Genomic DNA, 16,058 nt, shown 5'->3' with positions numbered 1-16,058 from the left:
CCCATACCGCCCATACCGCCCAGGAGCCCCGCATGACAACCAGATTCAAGTTCGCCATCACCTCGGCACTCGCCATCGCCACGCTCGGCGCCGCCGGTGCGTTGATGGCGCAGGCCAGCGGCCTGACGCGCACGCTGGTCGGCCGCGCCGACGTGTCGGTGCCGGGCCGCGAGGCGGTGGTCGCACGCGTCGAGGTCGCGCCCGGTGCCAAGGCCGGTCGCCACACGCACCCCGGCGACGAAATCAGCTATGTGATGGACGGCGAAGCCACCTTGCTGATCGACGGCCAGGCGCCCCGCACCGTGAAGGCCGGCGAGTCCTTCGTGGTCCCGGCCGGCGTCGTTCACGACGCCCACAACAACGGCGCGGCACCGATCAAGCTGGTCGGTGTGTACGTGGTTGAAAAGGGCAAGCCGCTCGCGTCGCCGGCCCCCTGATCGCCGGCACGGCGCAGCCCGCTCGGTTGCCGTTCAGGCGGCCAGCACGCGTGTGGCCTTCATCGCCGGGATGCCGAGCGCCTTGCCCTTGCGCGCACGCTTGCCGAGGTAAGGCGCGAGCGCCGCGCCTTTCAGCGTTTCGTCTTTCGCCTTTGCGCTGCGGCCGGTGCCTTGCACCAGCAGGGCCTGCGTGAACGCGGCCACGCTGACCAACGCGTCTTTCGCTTCCAGGTCGATCAGCGTCAGGCCACGACCGCCGTTGGCCTGCAGCTTCAACTCGTCGATGCCGAAGACCAGCAGTCGCCCGGCCATCGACAGGCAGGCCACCTGCGTCGCGCCCTGAACCGGGCTCGGCGGCAGCGGCTTCTCTTCGGCTTCGAGCGAGAGAAATCCCTTGCCGCCCTTCTGCCGCGAGACCAGATCACCCACCGTGGCCAGCAGACCGAACCCCCCGGTGCCTGCCAGCAGCAGCGTCTGCTGGACCGGCCCGGCGTGGTAGTGCGAAGGCTGCGTGCCCGATTCCAGATCGATCAGCGTCGTGATCGGCTGGCCGTCGCCGCGCCCGCTGGGCAAGAGGCTCACGGCGACCGAGTACACACGGCCATTGCTGCCGAAGACCAGCAGCACGTCGACACTGCGGCACTGGAAGGTGCCGTGCAAGGCATCGCCGGCCTTGAACGCGAGCGTGGCGGCGTCGACCTCGTGGCCCTTCAAGGCGCGCACCCAGCCCTTCAGGCTCACGACGACGGTGACCGGCTCGTCGACGATCTTCACTTCGGCGACCGCGCGCTTCTCGGCCTGGATCAGCGTGCGGCGTTCGTCACCATGCTGCTTCGCGTCAGCCTCGATTTCCTTGATGACCGTGCGCTTCAAGGCGCTCGGGTTGTTCAGGATGTCTTCGAGCTTCGCCTGGTCGGCGCGCAGCGCCGCCAGTTCCTGCTCGATCTTGATCGCCTCGAGCCGCGCCAGCTGGCGCAGGCGGATCTCGAGAATGTCTTCGGCCTGCCGGTCGCTGAGCTTGAAGCGTGCGATCAGCGCCGGCTTGGGCTCGTCGGCGGCGCGGATGATGCGGATCACCTCGTCGATGTTGAGCAGCACGAGCTGCCGCCCTTCGAGCACGTGGATGCGATCGAGCACCTTCGCCAGCCGGTGCTGCGTGCGCCGCTGCACGGTGGCCATGCGGAACTGCACCCACTCGGCCAGGATCTGGCGCAGGCTCTTCTGCGTGGGCCGGCCGTCGGCACCGATCATCGTGAGGTTGATCGGCGCCGAGCTCTCCAGGCTGGTGTGCGCCAGCAGGGTCGTGATCAGTTCCTGCTGGTCGATGGCGCGGGTCTTGGGCTCGAACACCAGGCGCACCGGCGCGTCCTTGCTCGACTCGTCGCGCACCGCGTCGAGCACGCCCAGCACGGTGGTGCGCAGTTGCGTCTGTTCGGTCGACAAGGTCTTCTTGCCGGTCTTCACCTTCGGGTTGACGAGCTCCTCGATCTCTTCGAGCACCTTCTGCGTGCTGGTGCCGTGCGGCAGCTCGTTGACCACGAGCTGCCACTGGCCACGCGCCAGGTCTTCGATCTTCCAGCGCGCACGCAGCTTCAGGCTGCCACGGCCGCTGGTGTACGCGGCGCGGATCTCGTCGGTGCTGCTGATGATCTGGCCGCCGCCCGGGTAGTCGGGGCCGGGCACGAGTTCGGCGAAATCTTCATCGCCCAGCTTGTCGTTCCGGATCAGCGCGACCGCCGCTGCCGCGATCTCGCGCAGGTTGTGGCTCGGCACTTCGGTGGCCAGACCGACGGCGATGCCGCTCGCGCCGTTCAGCAACACGAAGGGCAAGCGCGCCGGCAGCAGCTTCGGCTCTTCGGTCGAGCCGTCGTAGTTGGGCGTGAATTCGACCGTGCCTTCGTCGATTTCGTCGAGCAGCAGGCGCGTGATCGGCGCGAGCCGCGCTTCGGTGTAGCGCATCGCCGCCGCGCCATCGCCGTCGCGTGAGCCGAAGTTGCCCTGGCCGTCGATCAGCGGGTAACGCTGCGAGAAGTCTTGCGCCATGCGCACCATCGCGTCGTACGCCGCGGCGTCGCTGTGCGGGTGGAACTTGCCGAGCACGTCGCCCACGACCCGCGCGCTCTTCACGGCCTTCGGGCCGCTCGCGGTCGTGAACGCGAGGCCCATGCGTTCCATCGAGTACAGGATGCGCCGCTGCACTGGCTTCTGGCCGTCGCACACATCGGGCAAGGCGCGGCCCTTGACGACGCTGAGCGCGTATTCGAGGTAGGCGCGCTCGGCGTAGTTCGCGAGGCCGACGGCGTCGCCACCGCCGCCCGGGGGCGCGGTGAAAAGATCAGGTTCCGGAGTCATGGACAAGGGTGTTGGGAAAGGCAGATGGCCCGGCTGCCATCGTGAAACAAGCAGTCAGACCCGGATTCGATTCAGCGCGGAAAGCGCTCGCGCAACTTCAGCTTCCAGAACTTGCCGGTCGAAGTGCGTGGCACGGCGTCGATCACTTCGTAGCGGTCGGGCAACTGCCACTTCGCGAAGCCGTGCCGGAGCAAGTGCGCGCCCAGTTCGGCCGGGGCCGCATTCTGCCCCGGTTTCATCGCCACGCAGGCGAGCGGCCTCTCGCTCCACTTCTCGTCGGGAATGGCGATCACCGCCGCCTCGGCAATGGCCGGGTGCGCCATCAACGCGTTTTCGAGGTCGACCGAGCTGATCCATTCGCCGCCCGACTTGATGAGGTCTTTGGTGCGGTCGGTGATGCGCACATAGCCTTGCGCGTCCATCGTCGCCACGTCGCCGGTGCGCAACCAGCCGTCGGCGGTGAACTTGTCGGCCGCCACCGGCACCTGGTGGTACGAACCCGTGATGAAGGGGCCGCGCACCTGGATCTCGCCCATGCTCGTGCCGTCGTGCGGCGCGTCGTTGCCGTCGTCGGCACGGATGCGCACGTCGACCAGCGGCACCGGCATGCCGGCCATCGCGGCGCGGCGAAAGCGCTCGGCTTCGCCAGCGCCGTCGAGCTTCGACGACACGGTGGCCAGCGGCGAGGTTTCGGTCATGCCCCAGCCTTGCACGAGCCAGACCCCGTGGCGGTCGAAAGCGCGGATCAATGATTCAGGCACCGCCGCGCCGCCCACCATCGAGCGCATGCCGTTGGGCAGCTGCCAGCGGCCGGGCTCTTCGGCGAGCGCACGCTCAAAGCGCTGGATCAGGCCGAGCCAGATCGTGGGTACACCGACACTCAGCGTCGGCGGCTCGGCCTTGATCAAATCGAGCAGGTCGTCAGGATGCAGGTGGGGGCCAGGGAAGACGAGCTTCGCGCCCATCATCACCGCACCATAGGGCAGGCCCCAGCAGTTGGCATGGAACATCGGCGTGACCGGCAGCAGCACGTCGCTCGTGCGCAGGCTCCAGTTCTCGCCAAGGCAGCCGACCAGCGTGTGCAACACGGTCGAGCGGTGCGAATACACCACGCCTTTCGGCCGACCCGTGGTGCCCGAGGTGTAGCACATGGCCACCGGGTCATTCTCGTCGTGCGCGGGGTAGTTGAAGCTGTAGGGCGCGGCGCCGTCGAGCAAGGCCTCGTAGTCGTCGAACTCGGCCGCGACCGGTGCGCCGGAGAACGGGAACACGATCACGCGCTCGAACTCGTGCAGGTGCGCGAACTGTTTGTACAGCGGCAGCAGCACATCGTCGACGATCAGGAAGCGATCTTGCGCGTCGCCCGCGATCCAGCCGATCTCGTCGGGCGAGAGGCGCAGGTTCAGCGTGTGCATCACCCCACCGGCTGCCGGGATGCCGAAATAACACTCCAGGTGCGCGTGGTGGTTCCAGCTGAGCGTGGCGACACGCTCGCCCTTCTTCAAACCGAGTTTGTGCAGCGCCGAAGCGAGCGCGCGGGTGCGGCGGTGGATCTGCGCGTAGCTGTGGGTGCGGAGCGTCTTGTCGGGCAGGCGCGAGACGACCTGGTTGTCAGGAAACAGGTGCCCCGCGCGGTCGAGCAGGTGGTTCAGCGACAGCGGCACATTCATCATCGTGGCGTGCATGGTCTCGTCTCCTGTTTTCCGCGATCATGCCGCACCCTGCAGCCGCTGCTGCAGCAGCGCTGCGTGCTCGTGCTCGAGCATCGACATCACGATCAGCGAGTCGTAGCCGGTGTCGGTGCGCACGCTCTCGCGCAGCCTGCCCTCTTCGACAAAGCCTTCAGCGCGGTACAAGGCCTGCGCACGCACGTTGAGCGCCTTCACGTCGAGCCAGAAACGGTGCGCCCCGAGATCACGAAACGCCATCTGCGCCAGCAGCCGGATGCAGGCACGGCCGACACCGTGAGCCTGCGCGTCCGGCAACAGCACGATGCGCTTCAACTCGACCGAGCGGTGCGGGTTGCGGCACCCCTGCAGGATCACGAAGCCCGCCGACGGGTAACCCGCGCCGGCCTCGACAATGAAATGCCGAAAGTCGGGGAACCGGATCGCACCTTCGTGCTGGGTGCGTTCCCACGGTGTGATGAAGGGGCGGTTGGCGCTGTCCTGCTCGACCGAGATGACGAAGTCGAGGTCGGATGTCATCGTCGGGCGCAGGCGCACCGAAGTGGCGGTCACGGCAGCGGCCTCACACGTCCACCTCGACGTCGTCACCGTGCAGTTCCATCAGGTCGCGCCGCGCCTGCGCTTCGCCCTTGCCCATCAGCTTCGTCATCGACGCCACCGTTTCGGTGAAACCCAGCGCGGCGAACTCGACCTGGAGCAGGCGGCGCGTGTCGGGGTTCAGCGTCGTGTCCCAGAGCTGCTCGGCGTTCATCTCGCCCAGGCCCTTGAAGCGGCTGATGCTCCACGAGTTTTCACGCGCGCCTTCCTTGCGCAGCTTGTCGAGCGTGGCGTTCAGTTCGCCTTCGTCGAGCGCGTAGATCTTGGCGGCGGGCTTCTTGCCACGCGCCGGCGCGTCGATGCGAAAGAGCGGCGGCTTGGCGATGCAGATGTGGCCGGCTTCGACGAGCTTCGGAAAGTGCCGGAAGAACAGCGTGAGCAACAGCACCTGGATGTGCGAGCCGTCGACGTCGGCGTCGGAGAGGATGCAGATCTTGCCGTAGCGCAGGCCGCTCAGGTCGGGCGAATCGGTGGCGCCGTGCGGGTCGACGCCGATCGCGACGGCGATGTCGTGGATCTCGTTGTTGGCGAACAGGCGATCGCGTTCCACCTCCCACGCGTTGAGCACCTTGCCACGCAGCGGCAGGATCGCCTGCGTTTCCTTGTTGCGGCCCATCTTGGCGCTGCCGCCGGCCGAATCACCTTCGACGAGGAAGAGTTCGTTCAGCGACAGGTCGCGGCTCTCGCAATCGGTCAGCTTGCCCGGCAGCACGGCCACGCCGGAGCCCTTGCGCTTCTCGACCTTCTGGCTGGCGCGTTGACGCGTCTGCGCCTGGCGGATCACGAGTTCGGCCAGCTTCTTGCCGAAGTCGACGTGCTGGCTCAGCCACAGCTCGAGCGACGGCTTCACGTAGGTCGAGACCAGCCGCAGCGCATCCCGCGAATTCAGCCGCTCCTTGATCTGGCCCTGGAACTGCGGGTCGAGCACCTTCGCGCTGAGCACGAAGCTGGCGCGCGAGAACACGTCTTCGGGCATCAGCTTCACGCCCTTGGGCAAGAGGCTGTGCATGTCGATGAACCCCTTCACAGCACCGAACAGGCCGTCCTTCAGGCCCGACTCGTGCGTGCCGCCTGCGACGGTGGGGATCAGGTTCACGTAGCTCTCGCGCATCACGTTGCCGTCTTCGGTGAAAGCCACGCACCAGGCCGCGCCCTCGCCTTCGGCGAAGTTCTCGGTCTCGCCACCGTCGGCGTGGTGCGCGCCTTCAAACAACGGGATCACCGGGTCGCTCACGAGCGCCTGCATCAGGTAGTCGCGCAGGCCGCCCTTGTAGAGCCAGGTCTGCCGCTCTTCTTCATGCCGGCCGGTCTTCTCGGTCGTGAGCGTGACCGTCACGCCCGGCATCAGCACCGCCTTGCTGCGCAGCAGGTGGATCAGCTCGGCCTTCGGCAACTCGCCGCTCTCGAAGTACTTGGCATCGGGCCAGGCGCGCGCGCTGGTGCCGCATTTGCGGTCGGCGTTGGTGGCCTTGCGGACCTTCAGCGGCTCGATCACGTCGCCACCGGCAAAGGTCAGCGAAGCGACCTGCCCTTCACGCCAAACGCTCACTTCGAGCCGCTTCGAGAGCGCGTTGGTCACGCTGACCCCCACACCGTGCAGGCCGCCCGAAAAGCTGTAGGCGCCGCCCGCGCCCTTGTCGAACTTGCCACCGGCGTGCAGCCGCGTGTAGACGATCTCGACGACCGGTACCTGCTCTTCGGGGTGCAGCCCGAAAGGGATGCCGCGCCCGTCGTCTTCGACGCTGACCGAGCCGTCGGCGTGCAGCGTCACGTCGATGCGTTTGCCGAAGCCGGCGAGCGCTTCGTCGGCCGCGTTGTCGATCACTTCCTGCACGATGTGCAGCGGGTTGTCGGTGCGGGTGTACATGCCCGGCCGCTGCTTCACGGGCTCGAGCCCCTTCAAGACGCGGATCGACGCTTCGCCGTAGGTGTTGTTGCCGGGTTTGCTGGTTGCCATGGGCGCGGATTCTAGGAGCCTGCAAAAATGGGCCGACATCACAGGAGGTGTTATGAACCATCGCACACTCGGCCGCTCGGGCCTGCAGGTCTCGCCGCTGTGCTTCGGCGGCAACGTGTTCGGCTGGACGGCCGACGAAGCCACGTCGTTCAACCTGCTCGACGCCTGGGTCGATGCCGGCATGAACTTCATCGACACGGCCGACGTGTACTCGCGCTGGGTGCCGGGCCACACCGGCGGTGAGTCGGAAACGATCGTCGGCAAGTGGTTGAAGAAGAGCGGTAAGCGCAGCCGGGTGGTCATCGCCACCAAGGTCGGCAAGGACATGGGCGACGGCAAGGTCGGCCTGGCGCCGGCCTACATCCGCAGCGCGGTCGAAGCGTCGCTGAAGCGTTTGCAGACCGACGTGGTCGATCTGTACCAGTCGCACGACGACGACACCACGGTGCCGCTGGCCGACACGCTGGGTGCCTACGGCGAGCTGATCCAGGCCGGCAAGGTGCGGGCAATCGGTGCTTCGAACTTCACGCCTGCGCGTCTCTCGGAAGCGCTCGCGGTCAGCGCGGCCCAGGGCCTGCCGCGCTATGAGTGCCTGCAACCGCTCTACAACCTCGTTGAGCGGCCGGCCTTTGAAGCCGGGCTCGAAGCGGTGTGCGTGCAGCACGGCCTGGGCGTGATCAACTTCTACGCGCTGGCCAGCGGTTTTCTCAGCGGCAAGTACCGCTCTGCGGCCGACCTGGGCAAGAGCCCGCGCGGCCAAGGTGCCAGCAAGTACCTCAACCCGCACGGGCTGGGCGTGCTCGCTGCACTCGATTCGGTGGCCGCGCGTTTGAATGCCACGCCCGCGCAGGTGGCGCTGGCCTGGCAGATCGCGCGGCCCAGCGTCACGTCTCCGATCGCCAGCGCCACCTCGCTCGCGCAGTTGCAGGAGCTGCTGGCGGCGGCCTCGCTGCGGCTCGACGCCGAGGCGATCCGCAGCATCGATCTGGCCAGCGCCAGGGTCTGACGCCCGCTGTGTTGCGCGCGCTGCAGGGCGCGCCGCGATTGGCTACAGTCTCGGATGACCTCCGAGACCTCTTCCCCGCTGTCGTTGAAACAGGTGCTGATCTGCGGCGCCATGATCGTCACCCTGTCGATGGGCATCCGCCACGGCTTCGGCCTGTGGCTGCAGCCGGTCACGCTGGAACGCGGCTGGTCACGCGAAACGTTCGCGCTGGCGATCGCGATCCAGAATCTTTCGTGGGGCATTGCCGGGCCGTTCGCCGGCGCGCTCTCCGACCGTTTCGGGGCTTTCCGGGTGCTGCTGGTCGGTGCCGTGTTCTACGCGTCGGGCCTGGTCTTGATGGGCCTGTCGACGTCGGCGATCGGTTTCATGGGCAGCGCGGGCCTGCTGCTCGGCATGGCGCAATCGGGCACCACCTACGCGGTCGTCTACGGCGTGATCGGGCGCAACGTGCCGGCCAACAAGCGCAGCTGGGCCATGGGCGTCACAGCGGCAGCAGGCTCGTTCGGGCAGTTCCTGATGGTGCCGGTCGAAAACGGGCTGATCAACGGCGTGGGCTGGCAGTACGCGCTCTTCATTCTCGGTTTGTCGGCGCTGGCCATCGTGCCGCTGGCCTTTGGCCTCAAGGAGCCCGCGGTAGCGGCGGCGAAAGGCCCGCAGCAGAGCATGAAGGCCGCAGTGAGCGAAGCCTTCTCGCACCCGAGCTTTCTGCTGCTGATGGCCGGTTATTTCGTCTGCGGTTTCCAGGTGGTCTTCATCGGCGTGCACATGCCGAGCTACCTGAAAGACCACGGCCTGACGCCCGACGTGGCGACCACGGCGCTCGCACTGATCGGCCTGTTCAACGTGGTCGGCACCTACGCGGCCGGTTCGCTCGGCGAGCGTGTGCCGAAGAAGTACATCCTGTCGTCGATCTACGCGCTGCGGGCGGTGGCGATCACGGTGTTCCTGAGCGTGCCGCTCACGTCCTGGAGCGTCTACATCTTCGCCGCGGTGATGGGCACGCTGTGGCTCTCGACCGTGCCGCCCACGAACGCCGTGATCGCCCAGATATTCGGCGTGAAGTACCTGTCGATGCTGGGCGGTTTCGTGTTCCTGAGCCACCAGTGCGGCAGCTTTCTCGGCGCCTGGCTCGGCGGCCGGCTCTACAACATGACCGGCAGCTACGACGTGGTGTGGTGGATCGCGGTGGCGCTCGGCGTGTTCGCAGCGCTCGTGAACCTGCCCGTCAAGGAGCAGGCGATCGTGCGAGCCCAGCCTGTACCGGCATGAAGCTTCGTCGCGCGCTCATGTGGCTGGCGTCGGGCGCGGCGCTGCTGCTCGTGTTCGCCGCTTACCTGCGTCCGGACATCACGATGACCCTCGCGAACCAGCTCTGGGCTTGCTTCTGACATGAAACAGCCCCCAGCTCACTTCGTTCGCGGCCCCCGAGGGGCGCGTCAGTGCCTTCGGGCGGCCGGGCGGCACTGACATGAACGGTTCGAGCCACGGCGGTGGCGAAGCCTCCATCTGGGTGCAGCGTTGGTCGCACCTCGTGGCGCCCGGCGCCACGGTGCTCGACGTGGCTTGCGGCTCGGGCCGGCACCTGCGCTGGTTCGCGCAAAGGAGCTGCCGCGTCACCGGCGTCGATCGTGACGAGGCTGCGCTGGCACTTTCGAGCAACATCGCACGAACGGTGCTGGCCGACATCGAGTCGGGCCCGTGGCCGCTGCCGGGCCAGCGCTTCGACGCGGTCGTCGTCACGAACTACCTCTGGCGCGAGTTGCTGCCCACGCTGATGGGCAGCGTGGCCGAAGGCGGCGTGCTCATCTACGAGACCTTCAGCGCCGGCAACGAGCGTGTCGGCAAACCCTCGAACCCGAAGTTTCTGCTGCAGCCCAGTGAACTTCTTCGGGCCGCGCAGGGTCTGCGGGTGATCGCGTTCGAAGAAGGCTTTGCGACCGGCCCCGACCGTTTCATCCAGAGGCTCGTGGCGGTGCGCGAACGCACCGGTGACGCCGCCGCAGAGCGCTACCGGCTGTAGCCGGGGGCGGCCCGGCCCGGGCAGGTAAAATCTTCGGATTCAGAGGAACCCGCATGAAAGTCATCAACGGCAGCATCGTGGCGCTGGTCACGCCGATGCAGGAAGACGGCAGCGTCGACTACCCCGGCCTGCGCCGCCTCATCGACTGGCACGTGGCCGAAGGCACCGACTGCATCGGCGTTGTCGGCACCACTGGCGAGTCGCCGACCGTGTCGGTCGAGGAACACTGCGAAATCATCCGTGTGGCCGTTGAACATGCCAAGGGGCGTGTGCCGGTCATGGCCGGCGCGGGCGGCAATTCGACGGCCGAGGCGATCGAGCTCTCGCGCTACGCGCTGAAGGTCGGTGCCGACTGCACGCTGTCGGTCGTGCCGTACTACAACAAGCCTTCGCAGGAAGGCATCTACAGCCACTTCAAGGCGATTGCCGAAGCCGTCGACATCCCGATGGTGCTCTACAACGTGCCCAGCCGCACGGTGGCCGACATGCAGGTCGAGACCACGCTGCGCCTGGCGCAGGTGCCGGGCATCGTCGGTGTGAAAGAAGCCACTGGCGAGATCGACCGCGCCTCGTGGCTGATCAAGCGTGCACCGGCCGGCTTTGCCGTCTACTCCGGCGACGACGGTTCGGCCGTGGCGCTGATGCTTCTCGGTGGCCATGGCAACGTGAGCGTCACCGCCAATGTGGCGCCGAAGCTGATGCACGAACTGTGCGTGGCGGCGATGGCCGGCCGCGCCAAGGAAGCGGCGGCGATTCACCTGAAGCTGATGCCGCTGCACGCCCACCTGTTCACCGAGCCGAGCCCCGCACCCACCAAGTGGGCGATGGCCAAGCTCGGCCTCTGCGGCCCCGCCCTGCGCCTTCCGATCACACCGCTCACGCCCGCCGGGCAAGCCGTGGTCGGGCAGGCGCTGCTCGACGCCGGCCTCCTTTGACACGCGAACCGCGCGCCCCTCGTTCCTTGCCGGGGCACCGCGCCGATGCGGTTTGCTTGTCCGCCCCTTTCCGGAGAAACACTTGAGCCGTTCCTTTCCCATCGTTTCGCTGCGCGCTCTCGCGCTTGCAGCCACCCTGTCCTCGCTGTTCGGCTGTACGGCAGTTGGTGACGCGCTGAGCGGCGACAAGATCGACTACCGCAGCGGCGGCTCCAAGACGCCGGGCCTCGAAGTGCCGCCCGATTTGACCCAACTGACGCGCGACTCGCGCTACCAGCAAACACAAGGCACCACGGTGAGCGCGGCGTCGTACCAGGCCGCCCCGACCGCAGCGTCGGCAACGGCCCCTGCGGCTGCGGCCTCGGCCGCGGTCGCCCCGCAGTCCATCGGCGACATGAGCATCGAGCGCCTGGGCAACGAGCGCTGGCTGCGCAGCAGCCTGCCGCCGGAACAACTGTGGCCGCAACTGCAGGCGTTCTGGAAAGACCGCGGCTTCCGGATCATCACCGACGACCCGGCCGCAGGCGTCATGGAAACCGACTGGGCCGAGAACCGCGCCAAGCTGCCGCAGGACTTTGTTCGCTCGTCGATCGGCAAGGTGCTCGAGGGCCTCTACTCGACCGGCGAGCGCGACAAGTTCCGAACCCGCATCGAGCGAAGCGGCGGCGGCAGCGAGATCTACATCGTGCACCGCGGCATGATCGAAGTCGTGACCGGCCAGGGGCGCGAAAGCACGATCTGGCAACCACGCCCTTCCGATCCGCAACTCGAAGGCGAGTTTCTGTCGCGGCTGATGCTCAAGCTCGGCGCCAAGGAAGAGGCGGTGAAGGCTGCGGCCGCCGCCCCGGGCGCCACCAGCGCACCGGCGCGCGCCCGCATCGTCGAAGGCCAGGCGGCCCTGCAGGTCGACGACGGCTTCGACCGCGCCTGGCGCCGCGTCGGCGTGGCACTCGACCGCAGCGGCTTCACGGTCGAAGACCGCGACCGCAGCCAGGGTGTCTACTTCGTGCGCTACGTCGACCCGGCGAACATGGGCAAGGAAGAACCGGGCTTTTTCGCCAAGCTGTTCGGCCTGGACAAGAACGACAGCGGGCCGGCGAAGTACCGCGTCTCGGTCAAGGCGTCCGGCGACCGAAGTGTCGTCAGCGTGCTCGACGGGCAGGGCGCGCCCGAGACCAGCGATGCCGGCAAGCGCATCGCCACCACGCTGCTCGAAGAGCTGAAGTAAGTCGACCTCGTCTGCGCCCGGCGATGCGCTTTTGCAGCCTGGGCAGCGGCAGCGGTGGCAACGCCACCGTGGTCGAAACCACCAGCGGCGCGCGCACCAGCCGGGTCCTGATCGACTGCGGATTCTCGGCGCGCGAACTCGAAAGCCGCCTGGCCCGTGCCGGGCTGCGCAGCGAAGACCTCGACGCCGTGTTCATCACCCACGAACACGGCGACCACGTGGGCTGTGCCACCACACTGGCGCGACGCCACGGCCTGCCCTTGTGGATGAGCCGCGGCACCTGGCGCGCGATCGGCGAGCCCGGTCTCGAAGGGCTGCTGCAGTTCGCCCGCGACGGCCAGGCGATCGTCGTCGGCGACCTGATGCTGAGCCCCTACACCGTGGCGCACGACGCGCAGGAGCCACTGCAACTGCGGCTCTCCGACGGCGCACGCCACCTCGGCGTGCTGACCGACGTCGGTTCGATCACGCCGCACCTGCTGGCGAACCTGCAAGGCTGCGATGCGCTGCTGCTCGAGTGCAATCACGACCGCGGCCTGCTGGAGCAGTCACGCTATCCGGCATCGTTGAAGGCACGCATCGGCGGGCGCTTCGGCCACCTCTCGAACGACACGGCTGCCGAGATTCTTCGTGCCTGCACACACGGCGGGCTGCGCCATCTGGTGGCGGCCCATCTGAGCGAACAGAACAACCGCCCCGCCTTGGCCCGCGCCGCGCTGGCACATGCCTGCGGCGGGATGCCCGACGACATCGTCGTGGCCGACCCGGCCCTGGGCTTCGGCTGGCTCGACCTGTCCTGAAGCCCTGAGGCGCTTCGCCCAGGGCGGCGGTGGCCTCTGCGGCGAACGCGAATCTGCCAACGCGGTAAACTTTGATGCGACGCGTTCGCATTCGCGTTCCAGATTCAAACTGCCGCCGCCAAGCTCCGATGAAGCACGATCAGTCCACCTCTTCCCGCCCAGCGTCTGCGGCGTGGCTGCGGCAACCCTACGCGTCGGTGTGGTTGCCACTGGCCACCATCTTCGGCGCCACGCTGGCCTGGATCGCACTGCCGGCAGATCGTCTGGCGGCACTCGTCGCCGAATACGGCCTGGTCGAGAACGCCACGGCCGTGCTTTATGTCGTCGCCATGGCCTTCGTGCTTTTCTGCGCGCGCGCTGCCGCCGACTGGAAGACGCCGACGGCACTGCTGATCGGCATCGCCGGGCTGCTGGCGCGCGAACTCGACCTGCACCGCACCGCCGCCAACGACAGCGTGCTGCGTGTGTCCTTCTACTATGGCCACGCACCGCTGCAGACGAGGCTGTTCGCGCTGGCCACGGTCAGCCTGTTTCTGCTGGCCGTGGCCTACCTGGCGCTTCGGCACGCCTTGCCGCTGCTGCGAGCGCTGAAACAGGCCCATCCCCTCGCTGTCACGGTGCTCGTCTTCTTCGTGACCGGCATCGTCGCCAAGTCGTTCGACCGAGGCGTCGGCGTGTTGAAAGAAGACTTCGGGGTCGCGCTGTCGTTGCCCGCCGCAGTCTGGGCGCAAGCGATCGAAGAGACGCTCGAAGCCTGCCTGCCGCTCTTGGTCATGATCGGCGCGCAGCAGGTGGGCCGGGCGCGCGGCGGGCCATCACACCCGCGAGCATGAGCCTCACCACAGGCCAAAAAACGAAAAAGCCGCCCGAAGGCGGCTTCTTTGCAACCGGGGTGACCCGATTTACTTCTTGACAGCGTCGGCAGCCTTGCCAGCAGCGTCCTTGGCGGCGTCGGCGGCCTTGCCGGCGGCATCCTTGGCGGCGTCAGCGGCCTTGCCAGCAGCGTCCTTCATGGCGTCGGCGGTAGCGCCGGCAGCGGCAGAGCCGGCAGCCATCGCGCCCGACGCAGCGCCCATCGCGGCCGAAGCGGCGGTGTCAACAGCGCTGGCAGCGGCCGACGCGGCAGCAGCCACCATCGGAGCAGCAGCAGCCGAAGCGGCAGCAGCGGGAGCGGCCATTTCTTCCTTCTTGCCGCAGGCGGCAAGAGCAACGGCGGCGACGAGGGAAGCAAGCAGAAGCGACTTATTCATGTGTGTCCTCAAAGATCATTAGGGTCGAACAATTACCGGTAATTGTGGGAACCCCAGCCTTCGCAGAGCCCCAACGTTCGCAGACAAGGAACGCTCGAGCGTGTCCAGTGCCTAGCCTTCGATTATAGCCAGCTCTAGGGAGATTCCCTAGAGGCCGGTTGTCGACGCCGGGAAGCCCTCTTCCGATCGTTGCAAAACCGCATCAAACAACTCTTTGCAGCGCAGCCCTTCGGCCGCCTCGTGCGAGCGTTGCCCACGGTGGTGAACAGGGTCGGAAAGACGCACGCTCAGCAGCCCCGGCGCCAGCAGGATGGTGGGCATCTGCCCGGCTTCGAGCTCGGCATTGGTGCGGCAATGCACCACATGCGCCCAGGTCTGGCGCCACTCGACCCAGCGCGGATGGCGCCTTGCCAGTTCCGAAAAGTCTTCGGCGAGCAACGTGAGCCGGCGATGTGAAGACGCCCAATGCGAAAGTTGCTCGACCACCGCGCGCTCGCCGAGCGGCCAGTCGGCGAAGCTCGGGTCGCAGAGCATGAGTTCGCGGCAGCCGACGCTCGCCGCCTCGGCAAAAGCCTCTCGCACGGCAGTGTGGAACTCGCTGCGCGAAGTGATCACGGCGTCGGACGCGTTCATCGAGGGTCTCCTTCGTTCGGCACGGCGGCGGCATGCAGCCAGCCGTCATCGGCCCAGTCGTCGAGCAGCGCGCGCGCCTCGGCACTCAACAGCGCTTGCTCTGCGGCAGACAGCGATCTGACATCCGCGAGGCGATGCATCAATTGTGCGTCGCGCCCGCCGGCACGAAAAGACTCGCCGTTGATGAACACGTGGCGCGTGTCGTAGAGCATGCGGGTGCGGCGGTCGAGCACCACGCCATGCCCTGCCGGCGCGCCCGCGGGCGGGTCGAACCACACGCCGGCCTTGGGCTCGCTGAGCACCTCGCCGAGCGTGCAGTCGAGCGCCTGCCGATCGGCGAGCGCGCGCGCCACCGCGTCGAGCGCGAACGCGCTCAGCTCGGCCGGAATGCGCGCAGGTTCGGCCGCCGCGGCGAGCTTCGGGTCGCGGTACAAAACGTCTTTGGTGACCGGCTCGGCATCGTCGAGCAGGCGTTGCAGCAGTTCGCGGCCGAGTTGCTCGCGGCCCGGCGCCCGAAAGCCGATCGAGGCCGTCATGCACTCGCCATCGGCCACGCCGTCGTGGGCCCAGCCGGGCGGCAGGTAGAGCATGTCGCCGGGTTCGAGAAGCCACTCCTGCTCGGCCTCGAAGCGCGCCAGGATCTTCAACGGCACGCCGGGCACCAGCGTCTTGTCGCGGCTGCGGCCGATGCGCCAGCGCCGCCGGCCCTGCACCTGCAACAGGAAAACGTCATAGGAGTCGACGTGCGGGCCGACACCGCCGCGATCACTCGCGTAAGACAGCATCAGGTCGTCGAGCCGCGCGTCAGGCACGAAGCGGAAGCGCTGCAGCAGCGCGTGGGCCGCATCGACGTGCAGGTCGAGGCCTTGCACGAGCAGCGTCCAGCCCAGGCGCTTGGGACTCGGGATCACCCGTCGTTTGAGCGGCCCGTGGCGCAACGTCCACGCACCCTGGTCATGCACGATCAGGCGCGACTCGACATCGTCGCGCGCGGCCAGTTCAAACAGTTGCGAACGGCCCACGAGGGCCAGGCCTCCGGGCACGGCCTGGCGCACCAGAAGCGGCTTCTTCTGCCAGTGGCGGCGCATGAAAGTGCTGGGCGACAGGCCGCCCAGCAGGGGCGTGGCCCGAGTGATGTCCATGAAGTGATTGTGC

At 67.5% G+C, this 16,058-nt stretch carries 16 protein-coding genes; 9 read left to right on the top strand and 7 right to left on the bottom strand.

Annotated features, from left to right (window positions below; all coding sequences use genetic code 11):
* Positions 1 to 32: 32 nt before the first annotated feature.
* On the top strand, positions 33 to 437 hold the full coding sequence (locus AC30PD_RS09055; protein ID WP_489535325.1) for a cupin domain-containing protein: 405 nt from the start codon (positions 33 to 35) through the stop codon (positions 435 to 437).
* A gap of 33 nt (positions 438 to 470) precedes the next feature.
* Here AC30PD_RS09055 and parC read toward each other — a convergent pair whose 3' ends face one another.
* From parC to AC30PD_RS09035, 4 genes are all read right to left on the bottom strand, one after another.
* A complete protein-coding gene (parC, locus tag AC30PD_RS09050) occupies positions 471 to 2,789 on the bottom strand; it encodes a DNA topoisomerase IV subunit A (protein ID WP_489535324.1) in 2,319 nt (772 codons plus the stop codon).
* A gap of 71 nt (positions 2,790 to 2,860) precedes the next feature.
* On the bottom strand, positions 2,861 to 4,474 hold the full coding sequence (locus tag AC30PD_RS09045; protein WP_489535323.1) for a long-chain fatty acid--CoA ligase: 1,614 nt from the start codon (positions 4,472 to 4,474) through the stop codon (positions 2,861 to 2,863).
* Between the two features lie 24 nt (positions 4,475 to 4,498).
* Positions 4,499 to 5,029, bottom strand: coding sequence for a GNAT family N-acetyltransferase (locus tag AC30PD_RS09040; protein ID WP_489535322.1), 531 nt, complete (start codon positions 5,027 to 5,029; stop codon positions 4,499 to 4,501).
* 10 nt (positions 5,030 to 5,039) lie between these two features.
* Positions 5,040 to 7,031: a DNA topoisomerase IV subunit B gene (locus tag AC30PD_RS09035; RefSeq protein ID WP_489535321.1), complete on the bottom strand. Its 1,992-nt coding sequence runs from the start codon at positions 7,029 to 7,031 to the stop codon at positions 5,040 to 5,042.
* Positions 7,032 to 7,083: 52 nt separating this feature from the next.
* Here AC30PD_RS09035 and AC30PD_RS09030 point away from each other — a divergent pair, with 52 nt between their 5' ends.
* The 8 genes from AC30PD_RS09030 (at position 7,084) to AC30PD_RS08995 (ending at position 13,853) form a co-directional block, all read left to right on the top strand.
* On the top strand, positions 7,084 to 8,037 hold the full coding sequence (locus tag AC30PD_RS09030; protein WP_489535320.1) for an aldo/keto reductase: 954 nt from the start codon (positions 7,084 to 7,086) through the stop codon (positions 8,035 to 8,037).
* A 54-nt stretch (positions 8,038 to 8,091) separates the two neighbouring features.
* Positions 8,092 to 9,306 (top strand): MFS transporter, encoded by a 1,215-nt coding sequence (locus tag AC30PD_RS09025; protein ID WP_489535319.1) that lies wholly within the window; start codon positions 8,092 to 8,094, stop codon positions 9,304 to 9,306.
* A complete protein-coding gene (locus AC30PD_RS09020) occupies positions 9,303 to 9,425 on the top strand; it encodes a hypothetical protein (protein ID WP_489535318.1) in 123 nt (40 codons plus the stop codon). Before AC30PD_RS09025 ends, AC30PD_RS09020 begins: the two co-directional genes overlap by 4 nt.
* 80 nt (positions 9,426 to 9,505) lie before the next feature.
* Entirely contained in the window at positions 9,506 to 10,057 is a 552-nt protein-coding gene (locus AC30PD_RS09015; protein ID WP_489535317.1) for a class I SAM-dependent methyltransferase, read from the top strand.
* A 53-nt stretch (positions 10,058 to 10,110) separates the two neighbouring features.
* Positions 10,111 to 10,992 (top strand): 4-hydroxy-tetrahydrodipicolinate synthase, encoded by an 882-nt coding sequence (gene dapA / locus AC30PD_RS09010; protein ID WP_489535316.1) that lies wholly within the window; start codon positions 10,111 to 10,113, stop codon positions 10,990 to 10,992.
* Between the two features lie 82 nt (positions 10,993 to 11,074).
* On the top strand, positions 11,075 to 12,220 hold the full coding sequence (gene bamC, locus AC30PD_RS09005; protein WP_489535315.1) for an NlpB/DapX family lipoprotein: 1,146 nt from the start codon (positions 11,075 to 11,077) through the stop codon (positions 12,218 to 12,220).
* Between the two features lie 23 nt (positions 12,221 to 12,243).
* A complete protein-coding gene (locus tag AC30PD_RS09000) occupies positions 12,244 to 13,020 on the top strand; it encodes an MBL fold metallo-hydrolase (protein WP_489535314.1) in 777 nt (258 codons plus the stop codon).
* A 128-nt stretch (positions 13,021 to 13,148) separates the two neighbouring features.
* Entirely contained in the window at positions 13,149 to 13,853 is a 705-nt protein-coding gene (locus AC30PD_RS08995; protein WP_489535313.1) for a hypothetical protein, read from the top strand.
* A gap of 69 nt (positions 13,854 to 13,922) precedes the next feature.
* Here the strand turns inward: AC30PD_RS08995 and AC30PD_RS08990 are convergent, their stop codons facing one another.
* The 3 genes from AC30PD_RS08990 to AC30PD_RS08980 all read right to left on the bottom strand — a co-directional run bounded on the left by AC30PD_RS08990 (position 13,923) and on the right by AC30PD_RS08980 (position 16,045).
* Positions 13,923 to 14,270, bottom strand: a complete 348-nt coding sequence (locus tag AC30PD_RS08990) for a hypothetical protein (protein WP_489535312.1) — start codon at positions 14,268 to 14,270, stop codon at positions 13,923 to 13,925.
* Between the two features lie 147 nt (positions 14,271 to 14,417).
* Positions 14,418 to 14,903: a hypothetical protein gene (locus tag AC30PD_RS08985; RefSeq protein ID WP_489535311.1), complete on the bottom strand. Its 486-nt coding sequence runs from the start codon at positions 14,901 to 14,903 to the stop codon at positions 14,418 to 14,420.
* Positions 14,900 to 16,045, bottom strand: coding sequence for a JmjC domain-containing protein (locus AC30PD_RS08980; RefSeq protein ID WP_489535310.1), 1,146 nt, complete (start codon positions 16,043 to 16,045; stop codon positions 14,900 to 14,902). Before AC30PD_RS08980 ends, AC30PD_RS08985 begins: the two co-directional genes overlap by 4 nt.
* Positions 16,046 to 16,058 lie beyond the last annotated feature (13 nt).

The organism is Rhizobacter sp., assembly GCF_032229685.1.
GTDB lineage: Bacteria > Pseudomonadota > Gammaproteobacteria > Burkholderiales > Burkholderiaceae_C > LMDS01.
The sequence above is the reverse complement of the archived record's forward strand: the minus strand, read 5'-3'. Positions and strand labels throughout refer to the sequence as shown.